At 61.1% G+C, this 24,323-nt stretch carries 17 protein-coding genes and 1 pseudogene; 9 read left to right on the forward strand and 9 right to left on the reverse strand.

Annotation, left to right across the window (positions count from 1 at the left end):
• The 4 genes from FNV92_RS02590 to FNV92_RS02605 all read right to left on the reverse strand — a co-directional run bounded on the left by FNV92_RS02590 (position 1) and on the right by FNV92_RS02605 (position 8,033).
• Positions 1 to 3,264, reverse strand: a complete 3,264-nt coding sequence (locus FNV92_RS02590; protein ID WP_143842372.1) for a hypothetical protein — start codon at positions 3,262 to 3,264, stop codon at positions 1 to 3.
• A complete protein-coding gene (locus FNV92_RS02595; protein ID WP_143842371.1) occupies positions 3,261 to 4,151 on the reverse strand; it encodes a hypothetical protein in 891 nt (296 codons plus the stop codon). The genes FNV92_RS02590 and FNV92_RS02595 overlap by 4 nt, the downstream gene beginning before the upstream one ends.
• Positions 4,152 to 6,497: a DEAD/DEAH box helicase gene (locus FNV92_RS02600; protein WP_106949636.1), complete on the reverse strand. Its 2,346-nt coding sequence runs from the start codon at positions 6,495 to 6,497 to the stop codon at positions 4,152 to 4,154.
• A 348-nt stretch (positions 6,498 to 6,845) separates the two neighbouring features.
• Positions 6,846 to 8,033, reverse strand: coding sequence for a hypothetical protein (locus FNV92_RS02605; protein ID WP_106949635.1), 1,188 nt, complete (start codon positions 8,031 to 8,033; stop codon positions 6,846 to 6,848).
• A 762-nt stretch (positions 8,034 to 8,795) separates the two neighbouring features.
• On the opposite strand from FNV92_RS02605, the pseudogene tnpC reads away from it, so the two are divergent.
• Positions 8,796 to 10,316: pseudogene (gene tnpC, locus FNV92_RS02615) on the forward strand (IS66 family transposase).
• Positions 10,317 to 10,424: 108 nt separating this feature from the next.
• Here tnpC and FNV92_RS02620 read toward each other — a convergent pair.
• Positions 10,425 to 11,888: a DNA sulfur modification protein DndB gene (locus FNV92_RS02620; protein ID WP_106949634.1), complete on the reverse strand. Its 1,464-nt coding sequence runs from the start codon at positions 11,886 to 11,888 to the stop codon at positions 10,425 to 10,427.
• A gap of 85 nt (positions 11,889 to 11,973) precedes the next feature.
• Complete coding sequence (locus tag FNV92_RS02625; protein WP_334266087.1) at positions 11,974 to 12,579, reverse strand: FAD-dependent monooxygenase; 606 nt, start codon at positions 12,577 to 12,579, stop codon at positions 11,974 to 11,976.
• Between the two features lie 137 nt (positions 12,580 to 12,716).
• On the opposite strand from FNV92_RS02625, the gene FNV92_RS02630 reads away from it, so the two are divergent.
• Positions 12,717 to 13,031, forward strand: coding sequence for a type 2 periplasmic-binding domain-containing protein (locus FNV92_RS02630; protein WP_147250256.1), 315 nt, complete (start codon positions 12,717 to 12,719; stop codon positions 13,029 to 13,031).
• A 202-nt stretch (positions 13,032 to 13,233) separates the two neighbouring features.
• On the opposite strand, the gene FNV92_RS02635 is transcribed toward FNV92_RS02630, so the two are convergent.
• Together FNV92_RS02635 and FNV92_RS02640 are read right to left on the reverse strand one after the other, a co-directional pair.
• Positions 13,234 to 14,016, reverse strand: a complete 783-nt coding sequence (locus tag FNV92_RS02635) for an SDR family oxidoreductase (protein ID WP_143842369.1) — start codon at positions 14,014 to 14,016, stop codon at positions 13,234 to 13,236.
• Positions 14,013 to 14,339, reverse strand: a complete 327-nt coding sequence (locus FNV92_RS02640) for a nuclear transport factor 2 family protein (RefSeq protein ID WP_143842368.1) — start codon at positions 14,337 to 14,339, stop codon at positions 14,013 to 14,015. The genes FNV92_RS02635 and FNV92_RS02640 overlap by 4 nt, the downstream gene beginning before the upstream one ends.
• A gap of 77 nt (positions 14,340 to 14,416) precedes the next feature.
• On the opposite strand from FNV92_RS02640, the gene FNV92_RS02645 reads away from it, so the two are divergent.
• Complete coding sequence (locus tag FNV92_RS02645; protein ID WP_143842367.1) at positions 14,417 to 14,830, forward strand: winged helix-turn-helix transcriptional regulator; 414 nt, start codon at positions 14,417 to 14,419, stop codon at positions 14,828 to 14,830.
• 18 nt (positions 14,831 to 14,848) lie between these two features.
• On the opposite strand, the gene FNV92_RS02650 is transcribed toward FNV92_RS02645, so the two are convergent.
• A complete protein-coding gene (locus FNV92_RS02650) occupies positions 14,849 to 15,802 on the reverse strand; it encodes a LysR family transcriptional regulator (RefSeq protein ID WP_143842366.1) in 954 nt (317 codons plus the stop codon).
• A gap of 98 nt (positions 15,803 to 15,900) precedes the next feature.
• Here FNV92_RS02650 and FNV92_RS02655 point away from each other — a divergent pair, with 98 nt between their 5' ends.
• From FNV92_RS02655 to recQ, 6 genes are all read left to right on the forward strand, one after another.
• A complete protein-coding gene (locus tag FNV92_RS02655; RefSeq protein ID WP_168213384.1) occupies positions 15,901 to 17,082 on the forward strand; it encodes an MFS transporter in 1,182 nt (393 codons plus the stop codon).
• A 141-nt stretch (positions 17,083 to 17,223) separates the two neighbouring features.
• Complete coding sequence (locus tag FNV92_RS02660) at positions 17,224 to 18,801, forward strand: amidase family protein (RefSeq protein WP_143842364.1); 1,578 nt, start codon at positions 17,224 to 17,226, stop codon at positions 18,799 to 18,801.
• Between the two features lie 249 nt (positions 18,802 to 19,050).
• Entirely contained in the window at positions 19,051 to 20,352 is a 1,302-nt protein-coding gene (locus FNV92_RS02665) for an O-acetylhomoserine aminocarboxypropyltransferase/cysteine synthase family protein (RefSeq protein WP_143842363.1), read from the forward strand.
• 12 nt (positions 20,353 to 20,364) lie between these two features.
• Positions 20,365 to 21,366 (forward strand): homoserine O-succinyltransferase MetA, encoded by a 1,002-nt coding sequence (metA, locus tag FNV92_RS02670; protein WP_143842362.1) that lies wholly within the window; start codon positions 20,365 to 20,367, stop codon positions 21,364 to 21,366.
• A gap of 106 nt (positions 21,367 to 21,472) precedes the next feature.
• On the forward strand, positions 21,473 to 22,216 hold the full coding sequence (locus FNV92_RS02675) for a polysaccharide deacetylase family protein (protein WP_014439195.1): 744 nt from the start codon (positions 21,473 to 21,475) through the stop codon (positions 22,214 to 22,216).
• 109 nt (positions 22,217 to 22,325) lie between these two features.
• On the forward strand, positions 22,326 to 24,191 hold the full coding sequence (gene recQ / locus FNV92_RS02680) for a DNA helicase RecQ (protein ID WP_143842361.1): 1,866 nt from the start codon (positions 22,326 to 22,328) through the stop codon (positions 24,189 to 24,191).
• The last annotated feature ends 132 nt before the right edge of the window (positions 24,192 to 24,323 follow it).

Consider the following 24,323-nt stretch of genomic DNA (forward strand, 5'->3'; position numbering starts at 1 on the left):
CTAGGTGTCTCCGTCCCCCGTCGCGGCCTTCAGAGCAAGGCCTGCGCGTTTTACATCTGACAAAGATGCGGTGCCGCTGGCCTCTCGAATACAGTCATTGACGTGCTCATAAAGATCTTCGATCAGTTTCTCGCCGATATTGGCCAGTTCAAGAAAATCGGACAGAACTTTGGCTGGAGCTCGCGCCATCCAACCGAATCGCTTGGCCGCCCCCTCTGGTAGGCCGAGTTCGGCGTCCTCAAAGCTTACAATGAATTCTTCGAGTGCCCGTCCATCCGTCTCTAGCCTATTCTTCAATCTGGAGTAGGTCTCCTTCCACTTGCCCACGGCTTCGGACGCCGCCCCTGGCAATAGGTCTGCAACGGCCGTAATCGCCGCATCAAGTCGGGTCATGTGCTGAGCAATTCCGTTGCCGCGCAAGCGCGACAACAAGGACTTGACCCGTCCCTCTAGTGTTGATGCTTCAATCCTGTAAACGTTGACCCACTTGTCTTTCCAGGCGGACGTTAATTCGTATGCCTGCTCCAAAATATCAGGCATGTTGCCCTCTTCCTGAGGCACTGCGTCTACCTTGCCTGTCGCTCTAATGCGTTCGATCGCGGCGATGACTTCGCTCGCATCGATAAGCCCGCTACTTCCCTCTCCAATTGACAAAGTGACTAGGCCTCTGAGCTCACTTCTGAGGCGATCATGCCATTTGTCCGTAGTGCTAAGCCAGTCTTGCCACGGTGCAGACCTCGACTTCGGGTCACTCGTTGGGTCCGGCTCATCGCTAAGGATTGCCCTTAGATGTTCAAGAGTTGATGCTTCAGGTGCGAGTGTTCCCCGTAGCCAGGCGCGTACCACAAGTACCTGTGCAATACTGACGATGGGTGACCAGCGCTCGCCAGGGGAGAACGTTGGAATACGCGACTCGATGTAAGAGACGATCAGCTTTTCGAAGCGCCGCATCATTCTTAATAGATTGCGACGATGGAAATCTGCCTCTTGCGCCGAGAGACCTCGATCAAGTTTGAGCGAAAGATAGCCTTCGAGGCCGTCCCTCACCCAAGGCTCCGCGTCGACGACGAGATACTGCCGGGATCCCGCCGTACTACCCTGTAGCTTAACCATATCCTGCGTCACGAGTCGTTCGAACAGATACGGTTGAATGCCAAACCTTCGCGAGTCTACATGTTGGAGTAGTTCGAACAAAATCTTGTTCCACGCACTTGGATTCTCAATTCCTTCGCCGCTCGACCAGTTTCGTAATTCGTGCTGATGTCTTTCGAGTTCCGTTCGAGTACTCGTTAAGCGCCTCGGCTTCGGAGGGGCGACGGAGGGACGAGGTCTCGCGGGTAATTGTGGACTACGAGTGAGGCCGGAGTCGATGTTGGGTTCGATCGTTTCATCCTCTTGTTCATCAGGTACAACAGGTGCGGGCTGCTCGTTGGGTGGGTCGAGCGGTTTGTAGGCGGCTTTCCCATTGTCTGCCGTCTCATCGCCAATCCAGGGTAAGGCAAAGGCTTCGAAGAGACGACGCTTTGCGCCGGCCAAAGCCAACTCTCCGTCCACTTCAATTGTATCGGCGCGAGCCGGGTTTCCCCAATACGCTAGAAACCGACGCATTCGAGCTTGTTCGCCGGCATCCTCGATCCTGTTTACAATAAGTCGGTCCAATCGGTTTGAAATTACTCTGTCCGAGCGCCGATCTTCCCGTATTGCGCTTCGCTCGATCAGGGGATCAGGAAAGCGGGATTCACTCAACGCTTCCGGTTGATTGAGATTGACGTTCAGGATTCCTTGGAGAATGCCTCGCGGTGTACGCCAGGTCTGTCCGTTATCATTTTCCTTCAAGCCATCGAAAAAGCGATCGAGGGCATGAGCGGTAAAGGGGAATAGCCCGATGCCGTCTTCGTCTCCGAACACTTGAAAGCACTGCTCCTTTCTCTCGCATCCCGTACAAGCGTTGGGCGGTGGCAAACTAGGTTTGCGTCGAAACTCGTCGCGCCACTGTTCCAAAGCTGACAGGCTAACGCGGACTGAAGCCAAGTAGCGCGCCATAAACACTCGTCGATTTCGAGGATCGCGGAGCGTCGCCACATCTTGAAGCCCGCCATTTGCTGTTCCCAACTTGATTTCGTGGGTGATGCGCTGCCGGATATTTCCTGGCAGTTTGTCATAGAAATCGGGAGTGACGCCAACGATCGAGATGATCGGGCAGATCGCCTTTTGACTGTCTCCTCCATGCGCCTCGGCGTTGTCGACAAGGACATCGAGTAGGCTGTCATCAAGGCCCTCCCAACTAGTGATGTCCTCCAATAGGAGGACCAGTCGTTGACCGCGACCTCCCAACGCCTCCCGGACGCTGCGGAAGAGTGTCTTGAGGCTGTCTGCCGAGACGCCCAGTACATTTCGAATCGCCTCATTGCGGCGGTCATTCAAAGCCTTGATCAGGGCAACGCTATTTGGCACAAACGTTGCCACTTCAATGGCCAGTTCATCGGCGCGCCACTGCTGCTCCCGGTACCGTTGGATTGTTTCGGCTTCTCGTTGCAGGCGGCTTACCAGTTGCTGAGAGCGATAGCTAAGTGCGCCGGCCGTGAGTCGATCGCATGCATTGGCTAGGTCCTCAATGTCGTAAAGGTCAAATGATGCGGTGGCGCTATTTCTCTCCCCTCCGGCGCCCTCCAGGAGATTAAGAATTCGGGACGGGCCCTTCCAAGTGCGTCGAATGACTGGATTGGCCAAGATATCGCCGGGCGCAAAATCCGCGCACCACTTCTCGTCCCCTATTGGTTTCTCAAAATGGGTTGGCTCCAGAGTTGCTGCGAGCGTGGCCGCAAACACGTTTGCTCGTCCTCCCAAGTTGGCCCTTTGTCGTTGACCGATATTGTCAAATAGCTTTCCGAACTCGGCCGGCAAGCGGTCCTTCAGTTGACGGAGAGCGCCTTCAAGGCTCCCGTCGGCGCGCCGAAGTAGAAGCTTAATATCAGTGTCGACCGACCAGTTGACGGAGAGCCAGCGCACCAAATGCGACTTGCCGGATCCAGGCTCGCCCTGGACTACACAAAATGCGTGTCGGCGATTGGGGTCCGCGAGAGCCTTAAGAATGGCATGCTCGTTGTCCCCATCGATCTCACCTGCATCTCGACCACCCCTGTCGAAACCTTGAATGGGCGTATGGGTTGCGAGGAAGATTGCATCCCCCCCTTCGAGTGCCTCAGTGACGAAAACAGACTTGGCTTGATCTCTAGTCCAACAGGCTGAAACAGGGCTATTCACGCGGCCTTCTCCTCCGCGTTCAATACGACGAGGCTGAAGTTCTGTATCTTGTGCGAGGCGTCTCCAGTCAGTTTCACTGCGTTTGTTGAGTCGCCTCGCGGACGCAATGTGATCGCGCCATCGTCGTGCAGATCCCACAGCGCAGCGCTTAGTACGGGAGACAAAGTGCTCGGCTTAAGCGAATGACTCATTCTATCGCAAGCCTGAAGAAAGAGGCGGCCCCCATCGAGATAGGGAGCGCAATTTGCTATGATCGATAGAAATTCCTGTCCTGCGACCTCTTCGCCAATTGGCAATCCGGCAAGCCGAATTTCCTTCAAAAGGCGGCGTACGGGGGACGGAAAGCTTGGATTTCCCGGAAGCGGGAGTGGCATCTCCAGTCCTATAAAGGTGAGCCATCGTCGCCATGGGGCAAGCTTTGTTTCATTCATTGGGCGACCATCCTCGTCCTCGCCAACGAGAGCAGAGTTCGCTTGATCGGCAAATGTTTTTCGGTCCAGTTCATAGATCCAGCTCAGGTTTCCGTGCCTATCACTCTCCACGGCCACCCAAGAATAGGCTTCCAATAGAACCGAGTTGGTGTCCTCGTCTGACAAATGCGTGAGGTGATGATGTAGATGATCAGCCAGTTGATCGACGGACCCAACGTCTACTCGAAGAAAAGCTTCAACGTTGTTGTATTCGACCAATCCTAGACTTGATGCTGCCCCGAGGGTGTCTCGTGCCAACTCTGCCTTGGTCTTCGTCATAACGCCGGCCTTATTGTAGCCGGGGTTGATTAAAGATTCGAATGTGGTGCGGTCTGTGCGTCCACCCAGCGCAGCGAGACCTGCGACCAGTGACCAGACTCTCTCGGGCGAGCCTTGTGGTCGGGCAAGTACACTCATTCAATTCAGCCTTTTGGTCAAAGTGTCGAGCATCTGTTCGTGTATCGGCGCGGACGTTGATAGCGTTTGATCCAGACGTCGTCCGCCCAGCATCCGGTGAGGTTCCGCAACAACAACAATCGGAATGTTGGGCGAAATGGAGCGGAATTCATTGAGCCGGCCAATCAGAAAGCTTGCCAATGCCGGGTCGTCTGGAAGCACGACAGCTGTGGGAACAGCTGCGAATTTCGTTTGTGACCCAATGTTTTCAGCCTCTAGGACCAACCCGAACTCCGAGCAAGCACAGAGCGTGCGTGCGGCTTGCAGAGCCAATTCGGACGACAAGATGAATTGCTCAGCTCCGGCATGTGATAGTCGCGTCAGGAGCTTCGGGAAATGCCGGCCTAATGCGGGGTCGTCCGGTGCGATGATGAGGATCTCTTTGGGAAGTGGTGAGACGCAATCAGGAGAAATAGGCCATGCGGTCTCGAGTCCAGTGCACGGCAGGATACCCGGCGGTCTATGCCCAATGGTCCGGCAGGCTTGACAGCGACCGCAGGGTGGGACTGCTGCTTCGGGCTCTATAAGTTCGAAGGCGGAACGGGCAATGCATTCTCGCTGCGGATTTAGCATCGCGCCTACAAATGGCTTCAGCGTTTCTCTCGCTGCAGCTTTCTCCTCCTCGCGAACTTCGAAGACGTGGTCCCAGGCGACGGGGTCTGTCGTACTGACAATTCTTCGATCCAATACCTCCAGATCCCAGGTCGATCCGGGTTGATCGCGAATGATCGAAACGGTTCGGACTCGAATGACGCCGGCGCGTTGCATCAAGGTGAGAAGAGCCATATTCCAGCCGCGGTTATAGTCTGTGAGCTGACGCGGGAGACCTTCGCGCAAGGAATTGAGATTCACGGACATGATTTCGTGTCCTGCTTCCCAATGCTTGCCTGTAGCCCCGAAGACCAGTGCAGACCAGCGGCTTTCGGCGAGTTCACGCGTGAGCCAGCCACTTGTCGCAAGTCCGAATGCTTGGGAGACATCGCTATCTCGGTCGCGAACTCCCTTTGTGAATAAGCATATTGCGGTGCCTTGCCCGCCATCCCGTGCGGCGCGACCGATCTCTTGGTACCAACGTGCCGCGCTTTCGGGCAAGCAGACATGAACGACCGATCGAACGTCCTGCTTGTCGATTCCTAGACCGAAGGCCGAGGTGGCTACGACTACGTCATAGTTGTCCGCAGCCCAGCCATCTATAATGGATTGACGTTCGGCGGGTGGGGTGTCGCCGGTAAAAACTGCGACGCGGGCATATCTAAGATCTTGGGTCAGGCGTGCGAAAAGCATGTTCGCGTGTGCGACCTGTGTCGTATAAACGATCGCTGGCCGCGGAATCCGGTCCAGGACGTACTCGAAAGCCTTGTCTCGGTCTGACGGCCAATCAAACGATGCTACCACGACATCATGCTCATAGCGAGGCGTCCTAGCGTCCACTTCGAGCCATTCGCCGTTGAGCCTCCAGGTCTTGCAGATCACGTCGCGTGCCGTTGGCGGAATTGTTGCGGAAAGCAGGACAGTCCGTATGTTGGGATTGGCATTACGGAGCTCAACGAGCAATGCAGGAAGACGCTGAAAGTCTGGCCGGAAACTTCGGCCCCAACTTTCTATGATATGCGCCTCGTCCACGAATAAGTGCGTCAGCCTGGCATCGAGGCCGAACAACACAGAGTCTGGACGAGCAGCCTCGCAGAGGTGCGGCAATAACTCTGAGCTGAGAGCCTTCTCAGGCGAGAGCAGAAGGATGGGAATCTCGCCGCGTCTAAACGCGTCGATGATTAAATTCTTCTCCTGAACCGGCGTATCACCCGTGAGAGCCCGGCTTGCTTCAAGTCCGGGAAAGTTCCGAAGTGTGCGGGCGTGGTCGAGTGCGAGCGCAATGGTCGGTGTGATGACGAGCACACACGCCCCCGCGGCCCGACGCCGTTCGAACAGGGCAGCCAATTGGAATAGTAGGCTCTTACCTGATCCGGTCGGCATGCTGACCAGGAGTCCGCTGCCGGACGGCTGTGTCAAGAGCGCTCGCACCGCCGCCTTTTGGGCTTCGCTTTGGTACCTGATATGCGGCGTCAGCCTCAACAAAACGGCGTCGGCGACGGCGGGCTCGAAGACCCTTCTGTTGCTGGTGTCCAGTTCAAGTGCCTGCTCCAGACCTGCAACAATCTCTTGGTCTGGTATTAGACGAAGCGCATCATGGTTGCCTGTGAGCGCAAGTCCGAAGCGGGCGAGAAGACCAACCTCGTCAGACGTGAGTTCTATTCCGGACTCGCGGAGGCTGAGCCTGCCGTGTTGCAGTCGCACTAGTGAGCGCATCAGCGCAAGCCGGTCAGCCGAAGAGGTTGCTGCTTTGAGGGCTCTGTAGCAGCGGTCAATCGCTCGTATATGCCAGCTTAAACTATTCAAGCGCACTCAGCCTAATTTACGAAGGCAGTAGACGGGAGCGCGCTCCAGCAGAAAAGGTGAGTGCATTATTGAAACGTCACACCGAAGTCAGAAATGGCAATTTGTTCCCGATGACGCCTGCAGGCTGTCACAACCTGCGATCGCAAACAAGACCGACTAAATGTCCATTCGAACGTTCTTGCGCCCTACTCACAAGGCAAAGCACCCGCAACGCTTGCTGCGTCGCAATACGCGGGCGACGGTCGCAGACCAGCCGAGCTAGTTATACAGCTTGACTGCTCGTTTGAGCGCCTCAGCGGATAAGCCATGTTGTAGGCGGCTGATGAGGTCGTTTGTGGCGCGAAGGATTCCCTCTTCCGCAGGCGAACATGGGGTGCCTGGCTCCCACGAAAGATGGTCTCTGAACGCAACAATCTTCTGCAGCCTGATCAACTCATCCGCCTTGGCTTCAATGAAGGCATCAAGCTGAGCTTCGTATCTCCGTCGTTCTTGTTCTTTGAGGTAAGCCTGGTGAGTTTCCTCTCTCCGGCGCTTTTCGGCTTCCGCGGCAAGCCGGTTATGTCGCGCCGTTGCAGCGCCCGTCAGCATCGCGACCAGAACGTCCTCCAGGTGGGCCTCGAGTTTGCTCGCCTTTCTGTCGCTCCACCGAGCCAGCACGTAGTCGTCCTGCCATTGCGTTCTAAGCGGGTCCGTCAGGGTCAGCGACAACCGACCGGAGGGTTGATAGTCCCAGTTGCGCCAATGCCGTCGGTCGAGATTATACAGTGACGGCCATTTGCGGTGTTGTTCTTCCCAGTTTGCCTTAGCCTTGAGTTCGGCCAGGGTCGGCTGATGTGCTGTCTTCTCCTTTGTCTCGCCAAGCCGCAGTGACAGGGTTTCGCCATCAACGATCGCAACAAGCCCGGTGTCGGTCGCCTTAATCTGCTGGCCAGCAGCTTCCACGGCCTTTAGCAGCGTATCGACAATTAGCCAGGCCCGTTCGCGGTTGACCGCCCCTAGGGAGGCGACCAGAAGGCCCGGGCCACCAACCCGCAGAAAACCCTCATCATCTGGCCTTGCCGAACGGAGTGCCTGCCTGAGCGCTTTGGCAGTCGGGTGCAGGCGGGTGGGGCTCTCGTCCGGCACAACAATGGGGGTCGATATCCGCTCGTGAGCCCTTGCGGCAGCCTCTATGACTTCCTTAGGGGGAACCGGACGCACAAATACAGAGACGAGGACGCGGTCGGACACGCCCGGACTGGGCGGCAACAGAGGCGTCTTTTTAGCCGGCTTGCCAAAACTGAGCTTGGCCCAATAGCCGAGCGGCGGAGTGGGTACCTGATGGCGGACACAGGTTTTTCGCAAGCCGACGTCGGACAGCCCAAACTCCTTGGCGAGTTTCACGAGAGGGGTTGTCCAGACGAGGTCGTAAAGTTCTTGGCGGGTGAATTCCCTGGTTTTGGTCATTCCGAGTGGCGTTGGTCGGTCAATGGCCGATTTATGTCATAACAACGCATCAGTTAATCGAGATGCGGCGCAATTATCGAAGGCAGGACGCTGCCTCGATTGCTTGACTTGCCGTCTTGACACTCGTCCACAGGACCGACTTTCCTTTGAACTCGGGAATTACATCGAGATTGCTATTTCGGCCCGTACCATGCTGCGAGTCAGATCGAGGCTCGCTTTGATGGCATGCAAAACCCTTTTGCTCCAACGCCACCCTTAGGCGATCAATCGCCGGAAACCAAAACCTCGTCGCGCTTTGTGGTGTTCTATTAATTGCGAAGGGGATTCTCGTTGGCGTTCGGTATCGCAGAACATACTGGCTGTGTCCTGCTTTGTCGGTTGCGTAGACGGAACTCAACGCGGTTTCAATTTGACGACCTAAGGAACTTGGTTCCGGCATTGCCTACTCATAGCTGGAGAAGCGAGTTGCCTCCAATTCGTGTTGCCAACGTATGATTGAAAGCGAGTGGGTCTGTCCAGAATTTTTTAAACCATACGACGAAGGTGTGATGGTGCGACGCCTGGGTGTTCGTTTCAATAGATTCCGTATTGAGCTGATCGATGAAGCCTAGCGACATCTGACGGCGATCGTTCTCTATCGAGTGGCCTCCGGTATCGTAGAATGAGTCTATACATCCTATTCTACTGGTCGACTCAGCCGGCAGAAGGTTTAAGTTGTTCGGTAAGTTGGACAGCGGATTTGAGCGCCTCTGTAGACAGGCCATGCTGCAGTTGATTGATGAGATCATTCGCGACGAGAAACTGAAGATCGTGCTGGAAGGCGTGCACGCGCCGCGGGCGATTTCGTCGACGGCGCGGCGGCACGGGATATCGCGGTCGTTGCTGCTGACGTGGCGGCGGTTGTTCGCTGCGGGTAGTGACGGTCCCGAGACGCTGCCGGAAGATGTTGAGGCGCTGCAGGCGGCGTTGCTGGCAACGCGCGCCGAATTCGCAATCGTTCGCGCCCAACAGTCTGACGACCATGCGTTGATCGCCCACCTGAAGCAGCAGATCAAAAAGCTAAACCGTGATCGTCATGGCCCTCGCTCGGAACGTACCGCAAGGCCGCTGGATCAACTCGAACTGACGCTAGAGGAACTCGAGGCCTCAGCGACTGAGGACGTATTGGCTGCCGAGATGGCCGCGGCCAGGATCACGAACACCACGACCGTGGCGTCGTTCACCCGCCAGCGCCCATCCCGCAAACCATTGCCGGATCATCTGCCCCGCGAGCGCGTGATCGTATCCGGGCCGACCTGATGCGCCTGGTGCAGCGGTTCGCGGCTGCCAAGCTCGGCAAGGACATCACCGAGACACTGGAGGTGATCCCGAAATCCTGGAAGGTGGTCCAGCACGTCCGGGAGAGGTTCACCTGCCGTGACTGCGAGAAGATTAGCCAGGCGCCGCCGCCGTTCCACGTCATCGCCCGCGGCTGGCCGGCCCGAGCTTCCGGGCGATGGTGCTGTTCGAGAAGTTCGGCCAGCACCGGCCGCTGAACCGGCATGCCGAGCGCTAAGCCCGGGAAGGTGTGCCGGTCAGCCTGTCGACGCTTGCCGGCCAGGTCGGCGGTTGCACGCTCGCGCTGATGCCGCTGTTCAATCGCCTCGAAGTCCATGTGCTCGCCGCCGACCGCTTGCACGGCGTCGACACCACGGTGCCGGTTCTAGCCAAGGGCAAGACCTCGACTGGCCGGATCTGGGGCTATGTCCGGGACGACAAGCCGTTCGGCGGACAGGCGCCGCCCGGGGCTGTGTTCTACTACTCGCGCGATCGCGCTGGAGAGCATCCGCAGCCGCATCTGGCGAGCTACAGCGGGATCTTCCAAGCCGACGCCTATGGCGGCTATGGCAGACTTTACGAGGCCGGCCGCAATGTGGGTCCAATCCTGGAAGCCGCTTGCTGGGTCCACCGGCAACGACGTCGCCAAGGCGATGGATTACATGCTCAAGCGTTGAGCGCGTTCACCCGCTTCCTCGACGACGGCCGTATCTGTCTATCCAACAACCGGCAGAGGGCGCTGCGCGGCATCGCGCGCTCGGTAGGAAGTCCTCGCTGTTCTGCGGCTCCGACCGCGGCGGCGACCGCGCCGCGCTGATGTACAGCCTGATCGTCACCGCCAAGATGAATGACATCGACCTGCAAGCCTGGCTGACTGACGTTCTGGACCGCATCGCAGAGCATCCCGCCCACCGGCTCGACGAACTCCTTCCGTGGAATTGGCGGCGCGTCGATCAGGCCGCCTGAGTGGTCCTGCCGCGGTTCTCACCGAATGCTTACGAATAAACTATTTTGTGCGGATACAAAAACCCCCGCCACTGGGGCGGGGGTGCAGCATGGTGTGTATGTGCGCGCTTAAGCAGCCTCGGCCAGATCTGCTTGGTCAGGGACCTCGACGTCCGAAAGGCCGATCTTCTTGGACAGCAGATGCCGCGTCGCGCTGATGTTCTCCGTGGCGTTGTTGAAGGAATACCCCTTCACCTCGCCGGTGGTCTTATCGACCGACTGCTTCATCATGGCGTTGCGCCATTCCTCGTTCCACTCGTCGACCACCAATTCGCCGTCGGCGTCGAAATGGTGCTTCTTCGCAGCACGATAGTCGACCAACGACGGGCTCAACTGATTGAGCTTCATGAGGAGGGGGGATTCCTCATCCCATCCCGCCTGTTTGCCCATGACGTAACAGAGGCGCCCCAGGGCCTGGAGGAAGATCGCCTGAAAGAGGACGTTCTTCTCGTTCTGGCGCGACTTCTTGAGGTAATCGATGCGGTCACTGAGTTCGCCGTCGACCGAATCCGTCCAGATTGGTTCGAAGAGGTCGGTGACCTTGCGCCAGAAGGCATGGCAGAAGCCCTTGCGCTTTTCCACCGTCTCGCGCAACTGAAGATCAAGATTCTTCAGTGGCTTGTTGTCGTTGACGATACCCCAGCTATAGGCCTGAACGAGGGCCGAGAGCGTGAAGATCTTGGGGCTGGTGGACCCGATGGACTTGCTGTCTTCCTCGATCATGTCGGCGGACATCCAGTCCAGATCGTCGCGGAATGCGTGAAGGTCGACAATGATGGGCGAGAACTGCTCGTACTTGATCACGTCTTCTTTGCTAGCCTGCGAGTTGAGCGCATTGCCCTCAATGTAACAACGCTTCTCGGCGTCCTCGTTCAATCCCACCACCGTGCCGTTGGTCTCAACCTTGTGGGCATAGAGGACGAACGGCAGATCATTGTGGGACAGGAAGTGACGCACCCGTGCGAGCGCAGCCTCAGCTTCAGCCAACTCATTCTTCTCCTCCGCAGCCGATTGCGCCTTCTTCTCGATACGCTTGATCGCTTCCTTCAGGCGATTGATCTTGAGCACAAGTTCGCGTTCCATCGCGTGGAAGCCGACGATGCGCCCTTGGCCGTCAGCGATGTTGATGAAGCTTTCGCCCATGTCAGCCTTGGCCGTGAGCGTCCCGACGACGGTGTCTTCCGCCAATTTCATGTCGAACTTGGCCTTGGTGAAGGACGCCGGTAGGACGAACGACACCGAACCGAAGAAGCCTTCGTTCACGACCGCCCTATCAACGTTGTCCATCACGCGGTTGACGAACTTGATGAAGTTCACCGCGCGATCCGTCTTGAGGATCTTGTCGTTGTCGATCAGGTCCGAGGTCGTTTCCTTGCCCGGACCGGCCTTCCCCAGCGAGCGCTGCGCGTTGGGGTTAACAATCATCTCCTTAGCGCGAAGCAGATTCACGTGCTCGCTGGCCGGCATGGAGCCAGTAAATACCACCTTCCCGGCTTGCTTGCCGAGGAGCACGGTCTTGATAAGGGTTCCCATTGGAGTTATCCTCAAATTTCGCAGTCGGCTGATTTCCTAGGTCGTACCAACTGCAGGTAAGAAGCGAGGGGCCCTTGCGGGCCCCTCAACATCGGCTCATCCGACGTGTGATCTTGGTATAAAACGTGCGATCACGCGTTGTCAATCTGGTATTTTCGTCTAATTGTACGTTTCTTGCTGTGCTTCTGCTCGCGTGCTCGGTTCCCCGCGAGCAAACTTCTCCGGCACATTTCGGACGTCCGGTCTTGACGCGCATTTGTGGGGCCCAAACAACCGATCGGCATGCTGGCGTACCTCGCTGGGCGCCAGGATAAGCGAAGTCGGTGCCGCGGATCAGGCCTTCTGCCATCGGCGCCGCTCGTCGTGGTAGGTTTGCAGCATGGCGGCAGCCATTCTCGCCTTGGCCACGCCCAGCAAGCTTCCGGCCACTATTGAAGGCGCCCTGTATGCCCGTGCTCATGCTCTGGCCGCCTATGGGCACGTGAACATGTGCCGCGTCGCCCGCGATGAAGGCGCGTCCTTGTGAAAACCGGTTCGCATAGAGGTGCGAGGTCTGGTAGCGAGCAAGGAAGATCGGATCCGTGAGTTCGTAGGCGGAGCCCGTCAGGTCTGTGGGTAGCGATCTCCTCCAAGGTTGGCTGCTCGGTCGTCGACTTGGCGGCACCGAGTTGACTGGATGCTTCCTGGGCACCCTCGCAGGATGTCGATCTGGTTGAGCAGGGCTATGATCTGGCCATGCGGATCGGGCCTTCGCCAGATAGGATGTCGCACGTAGCCTGATGGGCAATCCGCTCGCGCTGTGCGCTAGCCCGGGCTATCTGGCCGAACATGGCCAAGCCGCCACTGAATGCGAGGCTTTTCATAGGAAACCCGCGTTCCGCCTCCGCCGTCACACTGCCCCGCGGAAAGACGCTGCGCATGGTCACGGCAGCGCCACGACTGCTGTCGATCGACCCTGCAGTTATCAAGCTTTCGGCCGATGCGGGTGCAGGGATCGGGCAGGTCCCCCGTATCCTGGCCCAGGATGAATTGGCCAACGGGTCGCTGGTCGAGGTTCTGCCTGAATGGGTTGTGGACGAGGTCGATATCGATCGTTTATCCGGTTGGGCGAACCCTGCCTCCACGTGTCGGTGTGTTCATTGATTTCCTGCAGAATGCGCTTCGCCGAAAGGGTTAGTTCGAGCTAGGCCCAATTCCACCCGAGGGCTATCGAGCTGCCCCAAAAGCTGCGCGAGTAGGTTTTCGGGGTTTTCGGCTCGGTCTGCGAGAGATCCTGGCCCAGCAGTCGAGCAAGTTTCTTTCGAGATTCTCTCCCTCCGCCATCATGCTTCCCAGCCTCGATCTTTCAGGCCGTCGGCACCGTTCCACCATCAATGACATATTCGGTGCCCGTGATGGCGCTGGCACGTGGCGACGCGAGGAACGCGATGAGGTTGGCAACCTCGCGCGGGCTCGCCGGTCGACCGAGCGGGATGCCGCCGAGCCCCTGCATGACCATCGCTTTGCCGCTTTCGTAGTCCGTGCCGGCCTCTGCGGCGAGACGCTCAACGAAATGGACGGCAGCTTCGGTCTCGACCCAGCCTGGCGAAACGCGAACGACGCGGACTCCCTTTGGAGTCACCTCCTTCGAGAGACTCTTGCTGTAGGTGGAGAGTGCCGCCTTCGCGGCCGCATACGCGGTCGTCGATTGCGGAAGCGGCAGCTGATGTTGGATCGATGTCACATGGATGATGACACCGGAGCCTTGCGCGATCATCGTTGGCAGCAGCGCGCGATCGAGCCGAACCGCCGGCATGAGGTTGAGATTTATCTCTCGCTCCCATGCATCGTCGTCAATGACGGCAAAACCACCTGCCGGCGTGCTCGAACCGCCGACGACGTTGACGACGATATCGATGCCACCGAGCAGATCGAGAACGCCTTTGGCGACAAGCGCACAGCCTTCGCCTGTGGTCAGATCTGCGGCAATGTAGCTGACGCCGGGCGCAGACGTCGCCGGGACGGAGCGCGCCGTCGTCACGACGAGCGCGCCGGCCTGGTGCAGGATTTCGACTACGGCAGCGCCGACGCCTTTCGTGCCGCCCGTGACGAGAACACGACGGCCGCGCAGTTCGAGATCGAAATTCATGCCCCGATCTCCAGGTGGGCGATCTTGTCGCCTTCAAGAATGAAGCTGTAGCGCAGGTCGACCGGACTGCCGGGGAAGTTACCTGTGACGCGGCTTGTCACGATCGTCCTCTCCGTGTCCTCCACGACGGCGAAGGGTTCGCTGCTATAGGTGTATTTGGTGGACGCTTCCGCCTTCCAGCGACGGATCGCCTCGCGGCCGGTGTGGGTCTTTCCCTCATCTTTCACGACGGCGCCCTCGGTGAAGCAGTCCGCAATGCTGGCGCGCTCCGTGCGGTCGGCGGCAAAATAGGCGGCAATAGGCTGTGGCAAGGTGACGGACATGGAAACTCCCTTCATGGCGCGTGGGCCGTCCCGGTGACGGCGTTGCACGGCATGAGAGCTCGTCCTAAACTTGCCAAATGGCAAGAACGGACGAAAAAGTAAGGTACTCACCCGAAGGTAAGCAGTCTTCCGGCTACACCCGCGAAACAGCAGCTGAAGGCGTTGAACAGGCATTGAAGCTGCTCGAAGGGCGATGGAAGCTGACCATTCTCTTCCACCTGTTCGGTGGCAGGGTGCTGCGCTTCTCGGATCTCGAACGCGCCATCCCGGCGGTGTCCCAGAAGATGCTGATCCAACAATTGCGGCAGATGGAGCAGGCCGGCATCGTGCGCCGGATCGTCCACCATCAGGTGCCCCCCAAGGTTGAATACGCGCTGACGGATTGGGGGCAGGCGCTTTGCCCGGCACTCGACGCGCTACTCACCTGGGCCGGACAGCGGAAGCCACCTGGCGTTGCGAACGCGGCCGGAAACGACAGCGACGGCAGATGACGCGCGCAGCGCGCCGCCTCACTTCACCACCCTCCACCTCCCATCCCCCGCACGCTTCAGTGCCGGATCGCTCACCCGCACATGCTCCGCCAGAAAATCGATGAACGCGCGGACACGCGCGGGCAGCGGTGCGGTGTGGCCGACATAGACGGCGTGGATGTCTTCGCGGTCGCCGGGATTGTAGTTTTGCAGCACAGGCACGAGGCGGCCGGCCTCGATGTCGGGGCCGATGTGGAAGAGGGCGAGGCGGGCGAGACCGACGCCGCCGAGGCAGAGGCGGCGGGCCGCTTCGCCATCGCTCACGCGTGAGGCCGGGAGCGGCACGGCTTCCTCGGAATGGTCGCCGCGCTTGAACGGCCAGCCGCGGATACTGCGCGGAAAGGTCCAGCCGATGCCGCGGTGATCGGCGAGATCCGCCGGTATCTTCGGCGTGCCCCAGCGCGCCAGATAAGCCGGCGCGCCGACCACGACCATGCGGCTGCTGCCGAGCTTTCGTGCGACGAGGCGTGAGGCACGCAGTGGTCCGACGCGGATGGCGACATCGGCGCGTTCCTGCATCAGGTCGATCAACGTGTCGGTCAGGACGAGATCGAGCGTGACGTCGGGATGCTGTTCGAGGAAGCGCGGGATCAGCGGCATCACATGCAGTATGCCGAAGGGGATGTTGCTGTTCACGGTGAGGCGGCCACGCGGCGTGGCGCCTGAGGCGGCTTCGCGTTCGGCTTCCTCCATCTCGGCGAGGATGCGCACCGCGCGCTGATAGAAGGCCTGGCCTTCCTCCGTCAGCGTGAGCTTGCGCGTGGTGCGGTTGATCAGCCGCGTGCCGAGCCGCGCCTCGAGCCGCGAGATCAGCTTGCTGACGCCCGACGGCGTCAGGCGCAGTTTTCGCGCGGCCTGCGTGAAGCCGCCGAGATCGACGACACGGACGAAGACTTCCATCTCGGCGGAGCGGTTGGTGTCGAAACGGGCCATGTTGAATTCATGTCACAAATGATTGGATTGCGGACATTCTAGTGGCTTTGCTGCGGCGCGGCTATCTGCGTGGCTCGTCCCATCCCTTGGAGCCACGCATGCCTCCCGCCGTCCTCGCCCTCACCGCCGGTGCCTTCGGCATCGGCACCACCGAGTTCATCATCATGGGCCTGCTGCTCCAGGTCGCCGCCGACATGCATGTCTCCGTGCCGGTCGCGGGCCTGCTCATCTCCGGCTATGCACTCGGCGTGTTCGTCGGCGCCCCCCTGCTGACCCTGGCGACGCGGCGGATGCCGCGGAAAACGGGGCTGCTGGCGCTGATGGCGATCTTCACGCTGGGCAATGCCGCCTGCGCGCTGGCGCCGAACTACGAATTGCTGATGGCCGCGCGCGTACTGACGTCGCTTGCTCACGGCACCTTCTTCGGCGTCGGCTCGGTGGTGGCCACCAGCCTCGTCGCGGAGGACAAGCGGGCCTCCGCCATTGCCACCATGTTCATCGGCCTGACGGTCGCAACCCTCCTCGGCGTGCCCTTCGGCGCATGGTTCGGCCTGATGCTCGGCTGGCGCGCGGCGTTCTGGGCGGTGACGGTGATCGGCGTGGTCGCCTTTGCCGTGGTGGCCGCGTTCGTGCCCGGCCATGTCGGCAACGGCGACAAGCCGATCTCGCTCGCTGAAGAAGTGGCTGTGCTCGCCCGTCCGCAGGTGCTGCTCGGCCTTGCCATGACCGTGTTCGGTTTCGCCGGCCTGTTCGTCGTCTTCACCTACATCCAGCCGATCCTGACCCGCTTCACCGGCTTTCCGGAGGCCGCGGTCTCGCCGATCCTGCTGGTGTTCGGCGCAGGTCTTGCGATCGGCAATGTCGCCGGCGGCAAGCTCGCCGATCGCGGCCTTGCACGCGCCCTGATCGGCACGCTCGCGGCGCTCGCCATCGTGCTGCTTGGTCTCGCCGCCCTGTTGTCGGTCAAGATCGCCGCCGTCTCGCTGATCCTGCTGCTCGGCATTGCGGCCTTCGCGACGGTCGCGCCGCTCCAGCTTCGCGTGCTCGAAGCCGCCGGCCCGAGCGGCCGCACGCTCGCCTCCAGCCTCAACATCGCCGCGTTCAATCTTGGCAACGCGCTCGGTGCCTGGGCCGGCGGCGTCACCATCGATCGGGGGTTCGGCCTCGCAACGCTGCCTCTGGTTGCGGCCGGCATCACAGCCATCGGCTTCGCGCTCGCGCTGTGGAGCCTCCAGCTCGACCGCAGGCAGGCCGCCGTCGCTGCGTGCCCGGCGGAATAAGCCGCCGCGAATTTCGCCGGGGGACCGGCTGCTGACGATTCGTCGCATTGGCGGCTGCCGCCAACGCGCCATGCAGAAACGCACCTGTACACGGTCGCGTGACCTTCATAACCTCCGCCGCGCAATTTCAGGAGATGCGACGTGGCGAAGAAGACGGCGACCAAGAAGAAAACTGCTTCGAAGAAAGCAGTGGTGAAGACCAGCACGGCCCGCAAGGGAGCTGCAGCGAAAGCGGCCCGGAAGACGGGCAAGCCGGCGGTGAAAAAGGCGGCAACGCGCAAGCCGGCCGTGGCGCGCCGCCCGAAGGGGGCGGCCTGGCAATGGTCGGCTGTGGAGACCGCGGCGGCGATCCGCTCCGGCGCAATCTCCGCGGTCGAAACCGTCGAAGCGCATCTGGAGCGGATGCGCACCGTCAATCCGAAGCTGAATGCGGTCGTCGTCGATCTCTCGGAAGAGGCTCTGGCTGCAGCGCATGCGGCCGACAAGCAGCGCGCCAAGGGCGGCGAACTCGGCTTGTTGCACGGCGTGCCGATCACCATCAAGGAGAACGTCGACTACGAGGGCCGGCCGAATTTCAATGGCGTTCCCGCCAACAAGGATTTGATTGCTCCCTCGGATTCGCCCGTCGTTCGTAACCTGAAGAAGGCCGGGGCGATCGTCATTGGCCTCACCAACACGCCGGAATTCTCCTTCCGCGGCTTCACCGACAATCCCCTGCACGGGCTGACGCTCAATCCCTGGGATCCGAACATCACCTGCGGCGGCTCATCCGGTGGCGCGGGTTCGGCGGTCGCCGCCGGCATCGGTACCATTGCGCATGGCAACGACATCGGCGGCTCGTTGCGCTGGCCGGCGCATTGCAATGGTGTCGCCACCATCAAGCCGACGCAGGGCCGCATTCCCGCCTTCAATGCCAGCGCAACGGCCGAGCGGCCGATGCTGGCGCATTTGATGTCGGCGCAGGGGCCGCTCGCCCGTCACGTTGCCGACGTCCGCCTTGCGCTGGAGGCGATGAGCCAGCGTGATCCGCGCGATCCATGGTGGGTGCCGGCGCCGCTGGTCGGACCGAAGCCGAAGGGACCGATCAAGGTCGCGCTGGCCAAGATCCCCGAGGACATGGACGTCGATCCGTCGGTGCGCGCGGCGCTGCGTCAGGCTGCCGATCATCTGGAGCGTTCCGGTTATCGCGTCAGCGAGGCCGACGTGCCCGATATCAACGGCGTCTGGCAGACCTGGTGCGACATCATCACCAACGAGACGGTGGTGATGCAGGAAGCCGGCATGCTGAAGGTCACCTCCGAGGACTTCCACAAGGCGTGGAACGGCATGAAGAGCAAGGCCAATGTGCTCGACCTGCCGGCCTGGATGCGGGCTACCGCGGCGCGCAGCGGCCATATCCGCGCCTGGCAGCTGTTCTTCGAGGACTATCCGGTGGTGCTGGCGCCGACCACGGTGAAGCCGACGCCGGGGCCGCGCGACGACACCGTCAGCGCCGAGCGCGTGCAGGAGATCTTCTGGGGCGAGATTCGCTTCATCTCCGCGATCAACGTGCTGGGCCTGCCCGGCGCGGTGGTGCCGGTGGCCTTGCATGATGGCAAGCCGATCGGCGTGCAGCTCATCGCCGGGCGTTATCGCGAGGATCTCGCGCTCGATGCGGCAGGGGCGATCGAGAAGCGCGCCGGCGTGCTCAGCCATCGTCTCTGGGAAACGATGGACTGATCAGCGTTCGAGGGCCTCGCGCGCTTGCGCGAGGCCCTCCTGGCTGGATTCATTCGACAAATGTGAGGCTGCCTTCTCCAAATTGACTCAAATTTTAGCCAATTCATCAACAAGCATTAGGGTTACTTCCTCGATCTCTAAGCGAATTATTGTCCGCTTTACCACCCGCCTCTAACAGAGGAACGGCGGGCAACGCACATGCCTCATACAGGCCAATAAGTGCGGCCCGCTCCACGCGGAGGTGGCACGATGCGCAACGAGACGATCGCTATTCACGCCGGCTACGAGCCCGAGGCCACCACGCACGCGGTTGCCGTGCCGATCTACCAGACAGCGGCCTACGCCTTCGACAGCGCCGATCACGGCGCGGCGCTCTTCAATCTCGAGGCCGAGGGTTACCGTTACAGCCGCATCGCCAATCCGACCAGCGCGGTGCTGGAGAAACGCATCGCCCAGCTCGAAGGCGGCGTCGGGGCGCTCGCGGTCGCGACCGGGCAGGCAGCGTTGCATTTCTCCTTCGTCAACGTCGCCGATCACGGCGGCAACATCGTTTCCGTGCCGCAGCTCTACGGCACCACCCACACGCTGCTCTCGCACATCCTGCCGCGACAGGGCATCAAAGGCCGTTTCGCCGAGAGCGACCGGCCCGAAGCGATCGAGAAGCTGATCGACGAGAGCACCCGCGCCGTGTTCGCCGAGACCATCGGAAATCCCGCCGGCAATGTCTGCGACATCGAGGCGCTGGCGAAAATCGCCCATAAGCATGGCGTGCCGCTGATCGTCGACAACACGGTCGCAACGCCGATCCTGCTCAAGCCGTTCGACTACGGCGCCGACATCGCCGTGCATTCGCTTACCAAGTTCCTCGGCGGCCACGGCACCACGCTCGGCGGCGCCATCGTCGATTCCGGAAACTTTCCGTGGGCGAAACACGCGGATCGCTTCCCCGGCTACAACAAGCCGGACGCCTCCTATCACGGCCTCGTCTATGCCGAGCGTTTCGGCAAGACGGCCTATATCGAGCGCGCGCGCAGTATCTATCAGCGCACCATGGGTTCGGTGCTGTCGCCGTTCAACGCCTTCCTGCTGCTGCAGGGCATCGAGACCGTGGCGCTGCGGATGGAGCGCCACTGCGAGAACGCCCGCAAGGTCGCGGAATTCCTGCGCGCGGATCCGCGCGTCGCGTGGGTCAACTACACCGGTTTCCCGGATAGCCCGTATTATCCGCTGGTCCAGAAATATCTCGACGGCAACGCCTCCTCGCTGTTCACCTTCGGCATCAAGGGCGGCATGGAGGCCGGCAAGACCTTCTACGATGCGCTCAAGCTGATCACGCGCCTCGTCAATATCGGCGATGCCAAGTCGCTGGCCTGCCATCCGGCCTCGACCACGCATCGGCAGATGTCGGCGGAGCAGCAGCGCGCTGCCGGCGTCCTACCCGAGACGATTCGCCTCTCGATCGGCATCGAGCATTCCGCGGATATCATCGGAGACATCGACCAGGCGCTGGAAAAGGCCTGCCCGTCGGCGCGCCTCCAGGCTGCGGAGTAGGCGGCTGTTGCGATGACGATCTTGATCGACAGGGATCAAGGTATTCCGAGCCCGGCGCTGGTGCCGGCCGAGGGCGATCTCGCGCGCGATCATGGCGGCGCGGATCTCAACATCGGCCTGATCAACAACATGCCGGATCCGGCATTGAAGGCCACCGAGCGGCAGTTCATGAAGCTGCTCCAGGCCGCCGCAGGCCCGCACCGCATCCGCTTCCACTGCTTCTCGCTGCCGTCGGTGAAGCGATCGCCCGAGGCCAAGTGGCATGTCGAGAGCGAATATTCGGAGCTCACTGAACTCGGGCGGCACAAATTCGACGGGCTTATCGTCACCGGCGCCGAGCCGGTCGCGCCCGAACTCGACCAGGAGCCGTATTGGCGCGATCTGACCGAGCTGATCGACTGGGCAAAGGTCAACACCCGCTCGACGATCTGGTCGTGCCTTGCTGCCCATGCGGCGGTGCTGCATCTCGACCGGATCGAACGGCGGCGGCTGCCCGCCAAATGCCACGGCATTTTCGACTGCGATACGGTCACGAACGATCTGTTGACGCGCGCCGCGCCCGTCCCGTTCAAGGTCTCGCATTCGCGCCTGAACGAGATCGCCGAGCGCGACCTCGACGCGGCCGGCTACCAGGTGCTGACGCGTTCGGCAAAGGCCGGCGTCGATATCTTCGTCCGGCAATATGCCAGCCGCTTCGTGTTTTTCCAGGGTCACCCGGAATATGACGCACTGTCGCTCCAGCGCGAATATCTGCGCGACGTCGGCCGCTATCTCGCGCGCGAGCGGGACGATTATCCGCACCTGCCCGTGAGCTATTTTGACGCAGCGACGGAAGAGAAGCTGGTCCGATTCGAGAAGCAGGCGAGGCACCAGCGCCATCCGGCGCTCAGCAACGAGCTGCCTGCACTGAATTTGCGCGCCGATATCGCCGCCGGCAGCGCCGCGGCGGTGTTATTTCGCAACTGGCTGCAATATCTCGGCGCAGAGGCCGATGCGCCGGCCCTGGCGCGCTAGCCGTAGTGGCGTTGGTTCCGCGTTAGGATTACCCAAGCGTTAAGCTTGCCTCAACCGGGGCGCGAATGTTTCAGTACAGAAATACGGAATCACAGGAAATGCGGTCGTGTGGTCGGCACTTCAGGGACGCGTGAGCAATCGGCTGGCCCGGCATTTCCGAGCCGCGCCGCACCGGCTGCCTGCGCATGCGCCGATGGTGAGTTTCACCTTCGACGATGCCCCCGATAGCGCCGCGGGCGAGGGCGCCTCGCTCCTCGAAGCGCATGGCGGCCGTGGCACGTATTATATTGCCGGCAGCCTGATCGACCGGCCTTCGGACCACTGGCACGGCCTCTCGAACGACGCAGTGGTCCGGCTCCACCGTGCAGGACATGAGATCGCCTGCCACACTTTCTCGCATCAGAGCGCAGCCAATCTCGACGAGGCCACGATGGCCCTCGAGATCGAGCGCAATCGCAATCATTTTCGCGACATCGATTCCTCGATCAAGCTGGAGAATTTTGCCTATCCGTATGGCCTCGCCTCGGTCTGGCGCAAGCCGCAGCTTGCCAAAATCTTCCGCTCGGCCCGCGGCATCCTTCCCGGCGTCAATCGCGACGTGATCGACCTCCAGTTCCTGCGGGCCGCGCCTTTGGTCAATTTCGAGATCGATGCCGCCGGCGTCGACCGGCATTTCGACGAGGCGGCCGCGAGCGGCGGATGGCTGATCTTCTACAGCCATGACGTCGTCGATGCGCCGAGCCCCTATGGCTGTACGCCGGCCCTGATGCGTCACGCGCTGGAATCGGCTCAGCGGCGTGGCATGCCGATCGTGACGGTTGCCGAAGCGCTGCGGCGAATCGGGGCGTAGCTTTCTGAACTCTCCCCGCAAGCGGGGAGGGGGAGAAGATGGTCTTGCCATGCCCGCGCGGTCATGCGACTGGCCTTGTGACGAATCTCCTGGCCCGGTCCGCCACCCCATGTCCCCTCCGTCCACTGCCCCGCTTCCTGCGCCGTCCAACGGCCGCGATGCGCTGTCGGTGCTGCATTCGGTGTTCGGCCTGCCCGGGTTCCGCGGTGCTCAGGGCGAGATCATCCGGCATGTCACGAATGGCGGCAATTGCCTGGTCCTGATGCCGACCGGCGGCGGCAAGTCGCTGTGCTACCAACTCCCCTCACTGCTGCGCGAAGGCTGCGGCATCGTGGTGTCGCCGCTGATCGCGCTGATGCGCGACCAGGTCGCGGGCCTGCTCGAGGCCGGCGTCAATGCCGCGGCGCTGAACTCGTCGCTGACGCTGCAGGAAGCCTCCGACATCGAGCGACGCCTGATCGCAGGCGATCTCGACCTGCTCTATGTCGCGCCGGAACGGCTGGTGACGCCGCGCTGCCTGTCGATGCTGGCGCAGGCCAAGGTGGCGCTGTTCGCGATCGACGAGGCGCATTGCGTCTCGCAATGGGGTCACGACTTCCGGCCCGAATATGTCGGCCTCTCCGTCATCGCCGAGCGCTTTCCAAATGTCCCGCGCATCGCGCTGACCGCGACCGCTGACGATTTGACGCGCAAGGAGATCGTCGAGCGGCTTCAGCTTGGCGGCTCCCCGCAATTCGTCTCTAGCTTCGACCGGCCCAATATCCGTTACGAGATCGTCGACAAGCGCAACGCGGTGTCGCAGCTCAAGGAGTTCATCCGGGAACGGCATGCGGGCGATGCCGGCGTGGTCTATTGCCTGTCGCGCAATCGCGTCGAGGAAGTCGCTGCCGCACTCGCGGATGCCGGCATCGCGGCGCTGCCCTACCACGCCGGGCTCGACAGCAGCGTGCGCTCGCGCAACCAGGACCGCTTCCTCAACGAGGACGGCATCGTCATCGTCGCCACCATCGCCTTCGGCATGGGCATCGACAAGCCCGACGTGCGCTTCGTCGCGCATCTCGACCTGCCCAAGAGCATCGAGGCCTATTACCAGGAGACGGGGCGCGCCGGCCGCGACGGCAAGGCCTCCGCGGCTTGGATGGCCTACGGTCTCTCCGACATCGTGCAGCAGCGTCGCATGATCGACGAATCCACCGCGTCCGACGATTTCAAACGCGTCTCGATCGGCAAGCTCGATGCGCTGGTCGGGCTCGCCGAAACCGCGCAGTGCCGGCGCAAACGGCTGCTCGGCTATTTCGGCGAGAACCTCGATGGCGCAAACTGCGGCAATTGCGACAATTGCCTGACGCCGCCGCAGATGCGCGACGGCAAGGTGCTGGCGCAAAAGCTGCTCTCCTGCGCCTATCGCACCGGGCAGCGGTTCGGCGCGATGCACCTGATCGACGTGCTGATCGGACGCCTGACCGAGAAGGTCACTCAGTTCGGCCACGACAAGCTGTCGGTGTTCGGCATCGGCCGCGAGTTCAATGAGAAGCAGTGGCGCACCGTGCTGCGGCAATTGGTGGCGATGGGCCATCTGCAGAGCGACAGCGAAGCGTTCGGTGCGCTGAAGCTGACGGATTCCGCGCGCGGGGTGCTGCGCGGCGAAACAGAGGTGTGGCTGCGCGAGGAAGCCCCTGGCACCCGCATCCGCTCGAGCCGCGCCAAATCCCGCCGCGGCGATCTCGCGCCCGCCGCCAACACGCCGCAGGGCGACGTCGATCCTGAGCTGCGCGCGCGGCTGCGGTCCTGGCGCTCGGACATCGCGCGCGAACGCGGCGTGCCGGCCTATGTGGTGTTGCACGATGCCACCATCGACGGCATCGTCCGGGCCTGGCCGACGACGCTCGACGAACTCCGCAACGTCCCCGGCATCGGCGACAAGAAGCTCGAGCATTACGGCGACGAGCTGCTGCAGATCGTCAGGACGCGATAGGCGCTCCAAAAACTCCATTGTCATCCCGGACAAGCGCAGCAAAGCGGAGCGCAGATCCGGGATCCATACCGCGGAATCTATCGATTGCGATCGGTAGGAGTACCGAACTGCAAGTCTTAGCCAAACACCTCC

Source organism: Bradyrhizobium cosmicum, assembly GCF_007290395.2.
In the GTDB taxonomy this organism is placed as follows: Bacteria; Pseudomonadota; Alphaproteobacteria; order Rhizobiales; family Xanthobacteraceae; genus Bradyrhizobium; species Bradyrhizobium cosmicum.

Bases quoted from the DNA above. Each gene is read 5' to 3' on its own strand.
- FNV92_RS02595 (WP_143842371.1), bottom strand. From the start codon at position 4,151: ATGAGTGTACTTGCCCGACCACAAGGCTCGCCCGAGAGAGTCTGGTCA.
- FNV92_RS02600 (WP_106949636.1), bottom strand. From the start codon at position 6,497: ATGCGCTCACTAGTGCGACTGCAACACGGCAGGCTCAGCCTCCGCGAG.
- FNV92_RS02605 (WP_106949635.1), bottom strand. From the start codon at position 8,033: ATGACCAAAACCAGGGAATTCACCCGCCAAGAACTTTACGACCTCGTC.
- FNV92_RS02620 (WP_106949634.1), bottom strand. From the start codon at position 11,888: ATGGGAACCCTTATCAAGACCGTGCTCCTCGGCAAGCAAGCCGGGAAG.
- FNV92_RS02630 (WP_147250256.1), top strand. From the start codon at position 12,717: ATGGCCAAGCCGCCACTGAATGCGAGGCTTTTCATAGGAAACCCGCGT.
- FNV92_RS02635 (WP_143842369.1), bottom strand. From the start codon at position 14,016: ATGAATTTCGATCTCGAACTGCGCGGCCGTCGTGTTCTCGTCACGGGC.
- FNV92_RS02640 (WP_143842368.1), bottom strand. From the start codon at position 14,339: ATGTCCGTCACCTTGCCACAGCCTATTGCCGCCTATTTTGCCGCCGAC.
- FNV92_RS02645 (WP_143842367.1), top strand. From the start codon at position 14,417: ATGGCAAGAACGGACGAAAAAGTAAGGTACTCACCCGAAGGTAAGCAG.
- FNV92_RS02650 (WP_143842366.1), bottom strand. From the start codon at position 15,802: ATGGCCCGTTTCGACACCAACCGCTCCGCCGAGATGGAAGTCTTCGTC.
- FNV92_RS02655 (WP_168213384.1), top strand. From the start codon at position 15,901: ATGCCTCCCGCCGTCCTCGCCCTCACCGCCGGTGCCTTCGGCATCGGC.
- FNV92_RS02665 (WP_143842363.1), top strand. From the start codon at position 19,051: ATGCGCAACGAGACGATCGCTATTCACGCCGGCTACGAGCCCGAGGCC.
- metA (WP_143842362.1), top strand. From the start codon at position 20,365: ATGACGATCTTGATCGACAGGGATCAAGGTATTCCGAGCCCGGCGCTG.
- recQ (WP_143842361.1), top strand. From the start codon at position 22,326: ATGTCCCCTCCGTCCACTGCCCCGCTTCCTGCGCCGTCCAACGGCCGC.